This is a genomic window from Geminicoccaceae bacterium (assembly GCA_020638465.1).
Classification (GTDB): Bacteria; Pseudomonadota; Alphaproteobacteria; order Geminicoccales; family Geminicoccaceae; genus JAGREO01.
Map to the genome: position 1 here is coordinate 339056 of JACKIM010000001.1, position 13758 is coordinate 352813.

Genomic DNA, 13758 nt, shown 5'->3' on the forward strand with positions numbered 1-13758 from the left:
TATAATGTCGATTTCAAATTATGATTCCCATCTTGTCGTTATGACTCAAGGGATAATCATTGTATAAAAATCCTATAAATAGGATGATATATATAAATTAAGATTATACTCTTTTCAAGACAACTCACCGATGAATTGATTTCTGCATTTTTATTGCAACTTTTGTGTTTTTCAATTGTCTTTTGTCAATTCCGGTCCCCTGTTAATTGTAATTTGGTCCGGAATTTCTCCAGGTTTCCGGCAGAATTTTTTTTTCGCCTGAAATGTCGACGATCCTGAAGCATGGCAGGACGCAGGCAGGAACAGTTATCCTGTATAAGAATTTTTTCCTTGATTTTATATCCCGCCTGTCGCATGATGGAAGCATGAAGGAATTCTTCGAACATGGCGCGGGCCTGCGGGTGCGAGGCTTGTTGCAGCAGTCATGGAAACTGCTGCGGCGGTGCCGCATCCTCGCGGGCGATACCGGCAGATCACAGCGGCGCGGACGCCGTACGGCGACGGACGGCCTGTCCGCGACGGCGATTGGCGTGTTCCGGCTGATGGCCGCCCGCGTGCGGGCCGTGGCCGGCGCCGGCTCCCGTGGCCGGGCCTCGCTGCGGCGGTTCGCGCCGGTGCTCGACGCGTTCATCGCGGCACATTCGGCACAACTGGCGCTGACCGGCGAGGAGGCATGGCTGTTGCGCCGCGCCTGGCTCGAACATCTCGAAGGCGGCGACGCGACGGAATCCGCGCGGCTGCTGCTGGCATCGTTCCGGCAGCGGCGGAGCAGCGGGAATGCGACGGGGCCGGCCGATCCGGCCGATGATGATCCGCGGGCCGATTCGATCTGGCATGCACGGCTGGAGGCCCTCGTGCTCGACGAGATGGCGCTAGCACCGGGTGTTGTTCCGGTACGGCCGGAGCGCGTCCGGCACCCGTCCACGGCCCTTCCGGCGGCTCCGGTCACTGCCGGCGCACGCCCGCTCGCGCAAGGCCGCGACCCGCCCCGGCTTTCCCATGCCCGACCTGCAAGCCAGCCTGGTGACGGATGTCACCGGGCCATCGGCGCTGGCATGGCGGCGTGATGGCCTATTCGAACGCGGCGGGGATCTCCTCTTCGCGTCTGGCGATATAGGCGGTGATGGCTTCGTCGATGCCGGAGTCGAGCGGGGGCAGCTCATACGCGGCAAGGGCCCTTTCCGCCGCCTCGAAGCCGCGCCGGGCCATATCCTTGCTGCCGTCGATCTCCCACTGCTCGCAACTGTTGTTGTCGGCCAGTTCGGACATGAAGAAGGCGTCCTGGAAGTGGTTCTGGGTGTGGGACGTCCCGAAGAAGTGGCCGGCGGGGCCGACTTCGCGGATGGCGTCCATCGCCTCGTCGAAATCGTCGAAGGACGGCCCCTGGCCCATCTTGTGCAGCATCTCCATCTGCTCGGCATCGAGCATGAACTTGGAGAGGTTGGCGGTGAGCCCGGCTTCGGTCCAGCCCGCCGTGTGCATGACGTAATTGGCCCCGGCGAGGAGAATCGGCATCATGTTGAAGGCGCTCTCGTAGGCCGCCTGCGCGTCCATGATCTTCGATCCGGTGATCATGCCCGAGGACCGCCACGGGACATTGTACTTGCGGGCGAGTTGGCCGATCATGAAGTTCATGAGCGCGCATTCGGAATTGCCGGTCATCGGCGCGCCGGTCTTCATCGAGACGGTGGAGAGGAAGTTGCCGTAGAGGACGCGCGCGCCGGGCTTCACCGCCTGGGCGAAGGCGATGGCCGCCAGCGCCTCGGCGTTGAGCGAGGCCACCGTGGCGACCGTCGAGGCGGGGGTGTTCGCTCCGGCCAGCGTGAAGGGGGCGAGGATCGAGGCCTGTCCGCCGCGGGCGTAGACCTTGAGCGCGCCCAGCATGGTCTCGTCCCACACCAGCGGGCTGTTGCAGTTGAGGATGGACACCATGACGGCATTGTCGCGCACGAAGTCCTCGCCCATGACGATGCCCGCCATGTTGATGGCGTCCTGCGCCCGCTCCGGTGCCGTGACGGGGCCCATGAACGGCTTGTCGCTGTGGCGGATGGCCGAGGCGGTGATGTGCAGGTGGCGGCGGGAGACCGGCGAATCGGTGGGCTCGCAGGTGACGGCACCGGTGTTGTGCAGGGCCGGCGCCATGTGCGCCAGCTTGTGGAAGACCGCGAGGTCGTCGAGGGTACCGTAGCGCCGCTGGTTGTCGGACATCCGCACGAACGGCGAGCCGTAGGTCGGGCCGAAGGTCATGCTGTCGCCGCCGACGAGCGTGCTGCGCTCGGGATTGCGGGCATTCATGGTGAAGCTGGAGGGGGCCTTCGCGGCGAGGTCCATGAGCAGCTCGCGGGGGATGTGCACCCGCTCGCCCTGCACGTCCGCCCCGGCCTCGCGCCAGATGGCCAGGCTTTCCTCGTCGCGGAAATCGATGCCGATCTCCTCAAGGATGCGCAGCGATGCATCATGGATCATCTCCAGGCCCTCGCTGTTGAGGACCTCATAGACCGGAATCCGGCGCACCAGCGCCGGCAGCGACCGGATTGCACTGCTGGTGCGAACCGCACGCCGGGCGCTGCGCCCGCCTCGACGACCTTCAGCCGACATCGCTCTACTCCCTCGCCGCCTGACATGACCGATATGCCGATCACCTGACTTAGGCAGAAGCGCGCGTCCGCTCGCGAGCGTGGACGACGCCTTTTGTCGCTTTTCGACAAAGCATCGGCTTGCAAGGCTCCGGCAATGCGTCGATGCTGCAGGCCGCACGCGCGCGAGACCGCGGTTCCGTGGCCGCGCGGCGCCATTCATTTTGGGGAGGAACATGGAGCCATGGCAGGCCTGGCCGATATCTACGAGATCCATCATCCGTCATTCCGCCACCTGATCAACGGCAACGCCCGCCTGCACCAGTTGTGGACGGGCGCCGCATGGGCCGAGGGGCCGGTCTACTTCCGTGATGGCGACTTCCTGCTCTTCAGCGACATTCCCAACAATCGCATCATGCGCTTCGTTCCTGACGCCTATGCCCTCACCGGCACGACGAGTGTCTTCCGGGCACCGGCCGGCAACACCAACGGCCATACGCGCGACATGCAGGGCCGGCTGATCTCGTGCAGCCACGGTGACCGCTGCGTGACCCGTACCGGGCATGACGGCAGGATCGCCGTCATCGCCGACAGCTACGAGGGCAAGCGGCTGAACTCGCCCAACGACGTCGTCGTGAAATCCGACGGCACGATCTGGTTCACCGATCCGTCCTATGGCATCCTCTCCAACCTCGAGGGCTGGAAGGCCGAGCCCGAATATGGCGGCTGCTACGTCTTCCGCATCGATCCGGACGGAACGCTGACCGCAGTGGCCACCGACTTCGTCAAGCCCAATGGCCTCGCCTTCTCGCCCGACGAGAGCAGGCTCTACATCGCCGACACCGGCGCCAGCCACATGGAGAACGGCCCGAAGCACATCCGCGTGTTCGATGTTGCCGGCGACAACACGCTCTCGGGCGGCGACGTGCTGATGACCTGCGACAACGGCATGTTCGACGGCTTCCGCATCGATACCGACGGCCGGATCTGGTCGAGTGCCGCCGACGGCGTCCATTGCTTCACGCCGCAAGGCGAACTGCTGGGCAGGATCCTCGTTCCCGAGGTCGTCGCCAATGTCTGCTTCGGCGGCGTGAAGAGGAACCGCCTCTACATCTGCGGCACGACCTCGCTCTACGCCGTGCTGACCTGCGTCGAGGGCGCCCAGATCCCCTGAGTGGCGGGCACGGCGGGAAAAAATGTCGTCGCGGAAGGCGGCGTTCACGATTTGTTAAGACTTTCCATGCGAGCATGAGGGAACGTCCTCACCTCAAGAGGAGACACCCTCATGCCTTGTCTTCGCGAAAACGGAAATCCGCTTCGCCCCCGACTCATGACATCCGTTGCGGCCCTGGCCCTGGCCGGAGTGATCGTCGCCCTGCCCCTGTCCCTGTCCGATCCGCTCACGGGCGATCTGTCCGTCAGGGCATGGGCCGACGATGACGGCGGCGACGACCACGACGGTGGCGGCAGTGATGACCACGACAGTGGTGGCAGTGACGACCACGGCGACGACGATCACGATAGCGGTGACAGCGGCAGCGACGACCATGACGGCGGCGGCAGCGACGACCATGATGGCGGTTTCGACGACGGGAATGACGATCGCGGCAGCCATGATGACGGGAATGACGATGATTACGATGGCGGCGGGGACTACGATGATGACCATGGCGGAAACGATCGCCAGGATGACATGAACGAGGCCGCCGGCTTCGACAATGATGCACACGAGACCGGCGACGATGGTCAGGCTGACGACGGCGTCGAGGCCGGCCAGAGCGGGAGCGGATCGACGGAGTCCGGCATCGTTGGCAGCGACGACCTCATGCTCGGCGATGGGACTGTCGAGCTTGACGCGCAGGACGAGGCTTCGGCCCTGCAGGGTGGCTGGTAATGGGTCGCCGGACCTGCCCGGCCCTCGCGCTGGCGGCAGCCATCCTCGCGACGGCCGGATGCAGTGGCGACACGCCGCGGATGGCGGCCACGGTGTCCGGCGCGATGGACACGGCGGTGCTCGCAACCCTGCCGCAGCCAGCCAGCGGTGATCGGCTGGTCTTCACGACGGGACAGCCCGCCGAGGTCGTGTCTTCCGATGCCCGTTCGGTTCATTGGAAAGTCGGCTCGACCACCGCCATGACCAGGCCGCGCAATCCGTTCCTTCCCTATACGGAATTCGAGAACACGAAGGTACGCATCGTCTCGCAGGTAGACGCTCCACCGGATGCCCTGTTTCCACTTGAAGTCGGCAAGACCGCATCATTCACCGAAACGCGGCAGATCACCTACAAGTCCGGCGCACCCGCCCGGACGCAGCAAAGACGTTGGAATTGCAGCGTCGATGACGAAGAGATGGTCAAGGTCCGTGCCGGACGCTTCGATACCTTCAGGGTCCGGTGCGAGAATCCCTCGAACCGCGCATTCTTCAGGACGCTTGTGGCGCATGAATGGAATTTCGCGCCGTCCATCAACCAGGTCGTCAGGGAGCGCTACGAGCGGTACAGGAACACACCGCGCGAACGGGAACTCGTGCGCATGGCGACAACCCGGCCGGTCGCCCGCGGCCCGGTCTTCGAAAGAACCGTGCAATCGGTGTTCGAGACCCGCGCTTCCGGCACACCGGTGGCCTGGTCCGACCCGGTCAGCGGCCAGAACGGCGAGATCGAGATCCGCCGGACGTTCAGACTGGCCGATGGCACCTATTGCAGGGATGCGGATATCGCCCTGCACACGGCGGGAAAGCCGATCGATCAGGCATTTCGCGCCTGTCGCGACGAGAAGGGACTGTGGGTGCCACGACTGCATTGAGACAGGTGGAATCAGAGCTGGCCCGCGAGCCACAGGACCACGACGTAGCGTGCGACCTTGCCGATGGTGACGAGGATGAGGAACGGCAGGAACGGAGTGCGCAGCATTCCCGCCGCTACCGTGAGCGGATCGCCGATGACCGGCACCCAGGCGAACAGCAGGCTCCACAGGCCATGCCGCCGGAAGGTGGCTTGGGCGCGTTCCAGCGCCTGCGGGCTGACGGGGAACAGGCGGTGATGGCGGAAGCGCTCGATGAACCGGCCCAGCAGCCAGTTGATGACGGAACCGGTAACATTGCCGCAACTGGCAACTATCAACAAGGTGATACGATCGACATCGCCGACTGCCGCCATCGTTCCGAGCACCACCTCCGAGGAGAAGGGGAGGATCGTCGCCGCGAGGAACGCCTGCAGGAAGAGCGCGGCGAGATCCATCCGGCGTCAGGTGGCGGGGGCGCCGGTGAGGTCGGCTGCCGTCGTCGGATCGCCCACGGTCACACCTTCGGGGAGAGGAGCGAAGGCGTCGAGACGATGATCGGCGGTGACCGCTTCCACCCGCCAGCGACCGTTTTCGCGCCTGAAGACCATCGGCAGGGCATTGGTATAGGCCCATGTCTGCAAGGGTGCCGCAAGGGCCGCGGCGATCACCCGCAGGACCCCGCCATGCGCTGCCACGAGGACATGGTCGTCCACGAGCCTTGCCTGCAGGCAGTCGCAGATCCGGTCGACGAAATCCTCGATGGACTCCACTCCTTCGTCGGTTGCATCCCAGTGGTCCACGCGGATGGGTTGGCCCTGCCGCGGGCCGAAGCCGCGTTCGCGCAGGGCCGGCGTCGTTTCGTGGGCGACAGGCGACCGGGCGAGGATTGGTGCGATGGTCATCCGGACCCGCCGCAGGTCGCTGGCGATCGCCCGTTTCACCGGGAACGACGCCACGACCGGTGCCGCCCGCCCGGCCTGGGCGATGCCGTCGTCGTTGAGCGGCACGTCGTTGTTGCCCTGACAGATGCGCGCCCGGTTTTCGGCCGTTTCTCCATGACGCAGAAAGTAGAATATGTTCGCGCGAGGATCGAGTTGCCGCGACAAGGCGCGGGCTTCGAGCCGTTCCATCCAGCCCATGAAAACTCCCGGTCGTTCAGGTGAAATCCGTTCCCATGAAGTAGGCGCCGCAGCCTGCCTTGTCGACCGGGACTCTCACCGCTGGCGGTACATGCAGGCATCCGCCGGCGCATCGAGTAGTTCGATGAGTTCGCCGTCGAGTTGCATGAGCGTGACCGACAATCCGGCCATTTCCAACGATGTGACATATTCCCCGACATGGGTCTTGTGCACCGCAACGCCCCGATCGGCGAGGCGCCGGTGGACCCGGCGGGCGGCGACGTATTGTTCGATGGTGGAGGTCGCTCCGAGTCCGTTGACGAGGACAGCGCAGCAATCCCCGCGGCCCAGCGGCAGCTCGCCCAGGATCCTGTCGAGCATGGCATCGACGATCGCATCGGCCGGCTCCAGCGGACCGCGGCGCACGCCCGCCTCGCCATGGATGCCCATGCCGATTTCCATGTCGTCGTCGCCGAGCTCGAAACCGGGGGTGAGGACGGCGGGAAGCGAGCACGCGCCCAGCGCCACACCCATGCTGCGCATCGCCGCCACAGCCTTGCGGGTCAGGGCCTCCACCCGGTCCAGATCGTCACCGCGACCGGCAGCGGCACCGGCGCACTTGAACAGGAAGAAGCCGCCGGCGATGCCGCGGCGGTTCCCGGGCTCGCGGGCAGAGGCGATATCGTCGATGCCGAGCACCGTGCGGACCTCGATGCCCTCACCCTGTGCCATTTCGGCAGCCATATCGAAGTTGAGACAATCTCCAGCATAGTTATTGTAGAGATATAGAACACCATTCCCACTGTGTATGGCTTGGGTGGCCAGCAGGATCGGCTCGGGCGTGGGCGACGTGAACACCTCGCCCAACGCCGCCGCATGCGCCATGCCTCGCCCGACATAGCCGGCAAACGCCGGCTCGTGCCCCGATCCACCGCCGATCAGGACGCCGACTTGTCCCTCTTTTGGAAGATGTCTCGATAGCAGGACATACTCGTTTTCGGGATGGACCATCACATGCCGAGGATAGGCCGCGCAGATGCCCTCGACCATTTCCGGCACGATCCGCGCAGGATCGTTCATGATCTTCTTGGTTTTCGAAGTCATTCATTCCTCCCCTTGCGAAAGTCATCGAAATGATGGTTCCGACAACCGGAGAACCTTGCAGGCAGTCTGCATGCTGGCGTTTGGGAAAGAATGCGGGAAGGGACATTCCCATCCGGCATGGAAGAATGTGATCCGGAGGTCAGCGCCCGAAGCTGACCAGACGACTCCAGTAGCGCTCGATCCCGGTGAGGATGCGATTGAGCTCCTTCATCTGGTCGAGGCTCGCCAGCCCCTTGATGATCTCCTCGGCGTTGCGCTCGTAGAGATCGTCGATCTTGGCCGTGAGATCGAGCCCCTTCTCCGCCAGGCGCACCCGTGTCATGCGCTTGTCATGGTTGGAACGTTCCTGAATCAGGTAGCCGTTTTCCACCAGCTTCTTGACATTGTAGGAAACGTTCGACCCAAGATAGTATCCCCGTGCGGTGAGTTCGCCGACAGTCAGCTGCTCCTCTCCGATATTGGAGAGGATCAGGGTCTGCACATTGTTGATGTCCTCGATCCCGAGACGATCAAGCTCTGCCTTGATGACGTCGAGGAACCTGCGGTGCAGACGCTCAATCAAGCGTATCGTCAGCAGATATTGATCTTTCACTGCCGCCTCATCAGCTGATTCCACAAAACTCTACCACACGTGTCGAAAGAACCGGTCCGGTCACTGCATGCCACGGATCATCCGGACAATTCCAGAAAAATCCATCCTTTCGTTCCCCTGACGCGCGAATAGTTCATACATGCGGCAAGCCTCCGCTCCGAGTGGAGCCGCCGAATCCGCCGCTTGAGCCGCTTCGCAGGCCAACTTCAGGTCCTTGAGCATCATAGCAGCCGTAAAACCAGGGCGATAGTCCCTGTTGGCTGGCGAGCTCGGGACAGGCCCCGGAACGGGGCAATAAGCGGTCATGGACCAACACTGTCCCGAAGATTGCGAACTGATCTCGAACAACTTGTCGGCAGACAGGCCCAGGTTTTCAGCCAGAACGAACGCTTCGCTCACAGCGATCATGGAAATGCCGAGAATCATGTTGTTGCAGATCTTGGCCGCCTGGCCGTTGCCCTCTGCTCCGGCATGGATCACCGCCTTGCCCATGACGTCGAGAATGTCGCGGGCACGGGCAAAGGCCTCGTCCGATCCGCCGACCATGAAGGTCAGCGTCCCGGCTTCGGCACCGCCGACACCGCCCGAGACCGGTGCATCCAGGATCGGCAGCCCGCGCTCGGACGCACGCGCGGCGACATCGCGAGCCGTCTCGACATCGATGGTCGAGCAATCGATCAGCTGGGGCTTTCCGGTGACACGGTCAAGGATACCGTCCGTGCCGAGATAGACGGCGCGAACGTGCTGCCCCGCCGGCAGCATGGTGATGACGAATTCGGCATTCTCCACCGCCGCGCCGATGCCGGACGCAGCCTCGATGCCTCCCACGGTCGCCCGCTCCATGCTGTCGGCCGACATGTCGAAGCCGCGGACCGCGTGCCCGGCCCTGGCGAGGTTGACCGCCATCGGCAAGCCCATGTTACCCAACCCGATGAACGCGACCCTGCTCATGCCATGTTCCCTGATCGTTGATTGTCGTACCGAGATAACATTACCGATTATTGTGACAGATTTACAACTTCCAGTCGAATGTCAACCGGTCACCCTGCCACGGTTCGAAGAAGCGCCCGACGGCCTCGTCCGTTACCTCGTCGAGGCTTGAAAGCTGCCAATTCGGATTCTTGTCCTTGTCGATGATCAGCGCCCGCACACCCTCGTGAAAATCCCCGTGCGTCATCACGTGGCGGACAAGGCGATATTCCAGACGCAGACATTCGGCAAAGTCGAGTTCGCGACCCAGCCGCATCTCGCGAAAGGCTATTCCCACAGAAATTGGAGACTTTCCCTTTAAGGTAGTCAGCTCCTTTCTGGCAAATTCCTCGTCGCTGGAACGCATTCGTGCCACGACCCGGCCAAGGTCGTCGCCGGCATACAGGCGGTCGATCGCCTCGCGATGCCCGACGATGGCGGAGTTTCCCACCCCTTCGTCGAACCGGCCGAGCACCTCGTCGAAGGGGTTGCCACCGATGAGCGCATCGGCGAGTTCGTCGATGCGCCCCGAATCGACGTAATGCGTGCCGATGCCGATGGCACGGCAATCCCGACCGTCGAGACGCGCTCCGGTCAGGGCAAGACGGGTTCCGATCTCTCCGGGAAGACGCGGCATGAAGGCGCTGCCGCCCACATCGGGAATCATGCCGATGCCGGTTTCCGGCATGGCCAGCACGGTGTTGGCGGTCACCACCCGATAACGGCCATGTACCGATATGCCGACACCGCCGCCCATGGCGATGCCGTCCATCAGCGCGATGTAGGGCTTGGGAAAGTGCCTGATGCGCCAGTTCATCCGGTATTCGTCGCGAAAGAACGGCAACACCGCATCGGGCCCGTCGGTTGCGGCCAGTTCGGTGACCGCGCGGATATCGCCACCGGCGCAGAAGGCCCGCCCCGGTGCTGCCCGCACCAGCACGGCGCTGATATCGTCGCGTTCGCGCCATTCGACGAGCCTGGCGGACAGGGCGTTGACCATGGGGTGGGTCAGCGCATTCAGCGCCTTCTGCCGGTCGAGGGTGACAATGCCGATGCCACCTTTTTCCTCAAAGCGGATATCGTCAGTTGTCATCGTCAGCTCTGCGCCAGCAGCTGACGGGCGATGATCATACGCATGATCTCGTTGGTTCCTTCCAGAATGCGATGAACCCGGGCATCGCGCAGATGCCGCTCGATTTCGTAGTCGCGGATATAGCCATAGCCACCGTGCAACTGCAGCGCTTCGTCGATGATCTCGAAGCACAGGTCGGTGGCGAGGCGCTTGGCCATCGCCGCCGCCTGCGTCTTGCCGGCCGCATCGCGGTCAAGCTTGAACGCCGCCTGCAGGGTGATGAGTCGCGCAGCTTCCAGCTTGGTCGCCATGTCGGCGAGCTTGAACCGGGTCACCTGGAAGTCGGCAATCGCCTGGTTGAACTGCCGCCGTTCCTTCACATGGGCGAGCGATTTCTCCAGAGCGGCACGGGCGGTCCCGAGCGAGCAGGCGGCGATGTTCACCCGGCCGCCGTCGAGCCCCGTCATCGCCAGCCGGAACCCCTCGCCTTCATCGCCGAGACGGTTGGCGACCGGCACGCGGCAGTCATCGAAATTCACCACGGCGGTGGGTTGCGAATTCCAGCCCATCTTGTGTTCCGGGGCGCCGAAGGACAGTCCTGCCCTGTCCTTTTCCACCAGAACGGCACTGATCCCGCCGGCTCCGTCGCCGCCGGTCCGGCACATCACCAGATAGAGGTCCGAATGGCCGCCCCCGGAGATGAAGGCCTTGGAACCGTTGAGAACATAGTCGTCGCCATCCGGGATCGCGCTGGTCCGCAGGCTGGCGGCATCCGACCCCGATCCGGGCTCGGTCAGGCAATAGCTGGAGAAATGCCGCATGGTCAGCAGACCGGGCAGGAAGCGCTGGCGCTGGGCTGCGCTGCCGAAGCGGTCGATCATCCATGCCACCATGTTGTGGATCGACAGATAGGCCGCCGTCGAGGTGCATCCCGCCGAAAGCTCCTCGAACAGCATCGCCGCATCCAGCCGTCCCAGTCCGCTGCCGCCATGCGCCTCGTCGACATAGATGCCGGCCAGCCCCAGAGCGGCGGCCTTGCGCAGGGTCTCGACGGGAAAGTGCCGTTCCTCGTCCCACCGGCGGGCATGGGGCGCGAGTTCGCTTCGGGCGAAGTTCCTCGCCATTTCCACAAGCGCCTCCTGATCCTCGCTTCTTTCAAAATCCATGGCCGCTCACCATTGTCGCCCGCCCGCCCGGCACATATAGATGTTTGAACGCTGTCAAGGAACCGACGAGATTCGCGATGTCCCAGCACCTGCCACCGCTCGCACGTTTTCCACAGGCCCGGCCGCGCCGCTTGCGGCGCATGCCATGGAGTCGGGCCCTGGTCGCGGAGAACAGCCTGCAACCGTCCGACCTGATCCAGCCCATGTTCGTCGTCGAGGGCAAGAGGAAACGCGAGCCCGTGGCCTCGCTGCCGGGGATAGAGCGACTGTCCATCGACCAGCTCCTGCCCGAGGCCGAGCGTTGCCTCGATCTCGGCATTCCGGCCGTGGCCCTGTTCCCGGTGACGCCGGCCGACCGCAAGTGCGAGGAAGGCAGGGAGGCGTTCAACCCCGAGAACCTCGTTTGCCGCGCATTTCGTACACTCAGGGAAAATTTCCCCGAACTGGGACTTGTGGGTGATGTGGCCCTCGATCCCTACACCAGCCACGGCCAGGACGGGCTCATCCGCAATGGCGTGATCGTCAATGATGAAACGCTCGATGTGCTGTGCCGGCAGGCCGTTTGCCAGGCCGATGCCGGGTGCGACGTGATCGCCCCGTCCGACATGATGGATGGCCGCATCGGCGCCATCCGCGCCGCACTCGACGACAGGGGACACACGCAGACGCTGATCCTTGCCTACAGCGCGAAATACGCTTCGGCATTCTACGGTCCCTTCCGCGATGCCGTCGGCTCGTCGGGCACGCTCGGCAAGGCGGACAAGAAGACCTACCAGATGGACCCGGCCAATTCGGACGAGGCGCTGCGCGAGGTCGCCCTCGACATCGCCGAGGGTGCGGACATGGTCATGATCAAGCCGGGACTTCCCTATCTCGACATCATCCGCCGCGTGAAGGATGCCTTCAGCCTGCCGACCTTCGCCTACCACGTCTCCGGCGAGTACGCGATGATCAAGGCTGCCGGCGAGAAGGGCTGGCTGGATGCCGACGCCTGCATGATGGAAAGCCTCGTGGCCTTCAAGCGCGCGGGTGCCGACGCGATCCTGACCTATGCCGCCATCGACATTGCCGGGCGGCTGTGAACCGCAGGTGCTTCAACCTTCAGTTCGAGCAGAAATCGTAGGACGGCCAGTCGAACTTCGCCCGGAGCTGGTCGGAAACCCGCTGATAGACCTTTTTGGGCATTCCGTCGACGAAATGGCCGATCGTGGTGTCGTGCTTCACCCAGCCTTTCGCCCAGAACCGGCCGAGAATCCTGAACCCTGTCGCCTTTTCGAGGCTTGAACACGGCTGGTCCAGATCGAAATCGATATTCCGGGCACGATAGGTCGTCGCCATGATCGTTCCTTCGCAAGGATCATAGGCAAGAGGCCGGATGTCGCAGACCGCCATCGCCGCACCGAAGAAGGCCTGATCGCCGATACCGTCGGCACGGCGGGCCCGGATTTCGGTGAATTCGCCCTGCTTGTCATGGTAGAGGTGGCGGGCGGTCTCGAAAACCCGCTTCGACTTCTTCGACCTGCGGAAGAAAAACGCGCCGGAGTTCATGTCGACGACATAGCCGACGCCTGCGGCCTCCATCATCCGCTTCACATCCAGGCTGGATATGAAACCGTCGGTGCGCATTTCCCCGGCCATCATGAAGTCATCTTCCGCATGCTTGCGCCAGTGACGATCCATGTCCTTCTTCAGGATGATGCAATCGGAATCCACGTAGAAGACCTCGTCATACGGCGCGATCCGGTCGATCGTGAGCTTGATGGCGGTTCCGGCGTAGTGGTCATTCGCGGGGAAGGCGACCACATCGTCAAATATATCAGAAACCCCTCCGGGGACCGTCTCGGCCCCCTTGTGCATCAGGCATATCGGCCGGCCCGGATCGTTGAGCTTGACCGACAGCGCAAGATTGACCGCCATCTCGAAAAATTTCCGCGCGCCATATGCTATGGTGACATAGCCCTGATTCTTGCAGGCATTCACATGATTACTATTCATTTCGCAAAATTCATCATGTGTAAATTTTTCCGACTCAATCGACCGAGCCATGTTGCCCCCGTTCTCAAATAATCGTCCAACTTATGATAACATTGACCATAGTAGATACTTTTCGTCCAGCAACGAATCGGAAGGGCATTGCATCATGTTACACACGATGGCATATGGCATCCGGCGCGCATCCGCCTGATGCGGAACCGACAACATTCCGGAGCGGACATCAGCATGCGGATGAAGCGACCGAAGCGGTTGCACCGCCGCCATGCCCCGCAGCCATTCCTCCCTTCGGGAAAACACTTCCTTTTCAGCAGCGACCAACTTCTCCATCATGAAAGACAGACAGGCGTTCGGGGTCGGCAGTGCCATGGCAGCCGACACCGTC

15 protein-coding genes are annotated in these 13758 nt (G+C 63.0%); 5 read left to right on the forward strand and 10 right to left on the reverse strand.

The features are described 5' to 3' along the window. The first annotated feature begins 365 nt into the window (after positions 1-365). Complete coding sequence (locus tag H6851_01560; protein MCB9942297.1) at positions 366-1067, forward strand: hypothetical protein; 702 nt, start codon at positions 366-368, stop codon at positions 1065-1067. Positions 1068-1071: 4 nt separating this feature from the next. On the opposite strand, the gene H6851_01565 is transcribed toward H6851_01560, so the two are convergent. Beyond that, positions 1072-2598, reverse strand: a complete 1527-nt coding sequence (locus tag H6851_01565) for a trimethylamine methyltransferase family protein (protein MCB9942298.1) — start codon at positions 2596-2598, stop codon at positions 1072-1074. A 222-nt stretch (positions 2599-2820) separates the two neighbouring features. On the opposite strand from H6851_01565, the gene H6851_01570 reads away from it, so the two are divergent. The 3 genes from H6851_01570 (at position 2821) to H6851_01580 (ending at position 5381) form a co-directional block, all read left to right on the forward strand. Further along, a complete protein-coding gene (locus tag H6851_01570) occupies positions 2821-3750 on the forward strand; it encodes an SMP-30/gluconolactonase/LRE family protein (GenBank protein ID MCB9942299.1) in 930 nt (309 codons plus the stop codon). Between the two features lie 111 nt (positions 3751-3861). Continuing rightward, a complete protein-coding gene (locus tag H6851_01575; GenBank protein MCB9942300.1) occupies positions 3862-4470 on the forward strand; it encodes a hypothetical protein in 609 nt (202 codons plus the stop codon). Beyond that, positions 4470-5381 carry a hypothetical protein gene (locus tag H6851_01580; protein MCB9942301.1) on the forward strand — a complete coding sequence of 304 codons (912 nt, stop codon included), beginning with the start codon at positions 4470-4472 and terminating at the stop codon, positions 5379-5381. The genes H6851_01575 and H6851_01580 overlap by 1 nt, the downstream gene beginning before the upstream one ends. 11 nt (positions 5382-5392) lie before the next feature. Here the strand turns inward: H6851_01580 and H6851_01585 are convergent, their stop codons facing one another. From H6851_01585 to H6851_01615, 7 genes are all read right to left on the reverse strand, one after another. Then, the gene (locus H6851_01585; GenBank protein ID MCB9942302.1) at positions 5393-5815 is read right to left on the reverse strand and encodes a DedA family protein; all 423 of its coding nucleotides are present in this window, start codon (positions 5813-5815) and stop codon (positions 5393-5395) included. Between the two features lie 6 nt (positions 5816-5821). Then, positions 5822-6499 (reverse strand): histidine phosphatase family protein, encoded by a 678-nt coding sequence (locus H6851_01590; protein MCB9942303.1) that lies wholly within the window; start codon positions 6497-6499, stop codon positions 5822-5824. Between the two features lie 75 nt (positions 6500-6574). Then, positions 6575-7582, reverse strand: coding sequence for a dihydroxyacetone kinase subunit DhaK (dhaK, locus tag H6851_01595; protein MCB9942304.1), 1008 nt, complete (start codon positions 7580-7582; stop codon positions 6575-6577). A gap of 139 nt (positions 7583-7721) precedes the next feature. Further along, positions 7722-8174 (reverse strand): winged helix-turn-helix transcriptional regulator, encoded by a 453-nt coding sequence (locus H6851_01600; GenBank protein ID MCB9942305.1) that lies wholly within the window; start codon positions 8172-8174, stop codon positions 7722-7724. A gap of 60 nt (positions 8175-8234) precedes the next feature. Next, complete coding sequence (mmsB, locus tag H6851_01605; protein ID MCB9942306.1) at positions 8235-9125, reverse strand: 3-hydroxyisobutyrate dehydrogenase; 891 nt, start codon at positions 9123-9125, stop codon at positions 8235-8237. Positions 9126-9186: 61 nt separating this feature from the next. Then, positions 9187-10236: an enoyl-CoA hydratase/isomerase family protein gene (locus H6851_01610; GenBank protein MCB9942307.1), complete on the reverse strand. Its 1050-nt coding sequence runs from the start codon at positions 10234-10236 to the stop codon at positions 9187-9189. Between the two features lie 2 nt (positions 10237-10238). Beyond that, positions 10239-11381, reverse strand: coding sequence for an acyl-CoA dehydrogenase family protein (locus H6851_01615; GenBank protein ID MCB9942308.1), 1143 nt, complete (start codon positions 11379-11381; stop codon positions 10239-10241). A gap of 77 nt (positions 11382-11458) precedes the next feature. On the opposite strand from H6851_01615, the gene hemB reads away from it, so the two are divergent. Then, positions 11459-12463, forward strand: coding sequence for a porphobilinogen synthase (hemB, locus tag H6851_01620; protein MCB9942309.1), 1005 nt, complete (start codon positions 11459-11461; stop codon positions 12461-12463). Between the two features lie 19 nt (positions 12464-12482). Here hemB and H6851_01625 read toward each other — a convergent pair whose 3' ends face one another. Then, on the reverse strand, positions 12483-13376 hold the full coding sequence (locus tag H6851_01625) for a hypothetical protein (protein ID MCB9942310.1): 894 nt from the start codon (positions 13374-13376) through the stop codon (positions 12483-12485). Between the two features lie 81 nt (positions 13377-13457). Next, the gene (locus H6851_01630; protein MCB9942311.1) at positions 13458-13742 is read right to left on the reverse strand and encodes a hypothetical protein; all 285 of its coding nucleotides are present in this window, start codon (positions 13740-13742) and stop codon (positions 13458-13460) included. Positions 13743-13758: the final 16 nt, after the last annotated feature.

Coding starts and splice junctions, on each gene's coding strand:
- H6851_01560 (MCB9942297.1), top strand. CDS start 366: ATGAAGGAATTCTTCGAACATGGCGCGGGCCTGCGGGTGCGAGGCTTG.
- H6851_01565 (MCB9942298.1), bottom strand. CDS start 2,598: ATGTCGGCTGAAGGTCGTCGAGGCGGGCGCAGCGCCCGGCGTGCGGTT.
- H6851_01570 (MCB9942299.1), top strand. CDS start 2,821: ATGGCAGGCCTGGCCGATATCTACGAGATCCATCATCCGTCATTCCGC.
- H6851_01575 (MCB9942300.1), top strand. CDS start 3,862: ATGCCTTGTCTTCGCGAAAACGGAAATCCGCTTCGCCCCCGACTCATG.
- H6851_01580 (MCB9942301.1), top strand. CDS start 4,470: ATGGGTCGCCGGACCTGCCCGGCCCTCGCGCTGGCGGCAGCCATCCTC.
- H6851_01585 (MCB9942302.1), bottom strand. CDS start 5,815: ATGGATCTCGCCGCGCTCTTCCTGCAGGCGTTCCTCGCGGCGACGATC.
- H6851_01590 (MCB9942303.1), bottom strand. CDS start 6,499: ATGGGCTGGATGGAACGGCTCGAAGCCCGCGCCTTGTCGCGGCAACTC.
- dhaK (MCB9942304.1), bottom strand. CDS start 7,582: ATGACTTCGAAAACCAAGAAGATCATGAACGATCCTGCGCGGATCGTG.
- mmsB (MCB9942306.1), bottom strand. CDS start 9,125: ATGAGCAGGGTCGCGTTCATCGGGTTGGGTAACATGGGCTTGCCGATG.
- H6851_01610 (MCB9942307.1), bottom strand. CDS start 10,236: ATGACAACTGACGATATCCGCTTTGAGGAAAAAGGTGGCATCGGCATT.
- H6851_01615 (MCB9942308.1), bottom strand. CDS start 11,381: ATGGATTTTGAAAGAAGCGAGGATCAGGAGGCGCTTGTGGAAATGGCG.
- hemB (MCB9942309.1), top strand. CDS start 11,459: ATGTCCCAGCACCTGCCACCGCTCGCACGTTTTCCACAGGCCCGGCCG.
- H6851_01625 (MCB9942310.1), bottom strand. CDS start 13,376: ATGAATAGTAATCATGTGAATGCCTGCAAGAATCAGGGCTATGTCACC.
- H6851_01630 (MCB9942311.1), bottom strand. CDS start 13,742: ATGGCACTGCCGACCCCGAACGCCTGTCTGTCTTTCATGATGGAGAAG.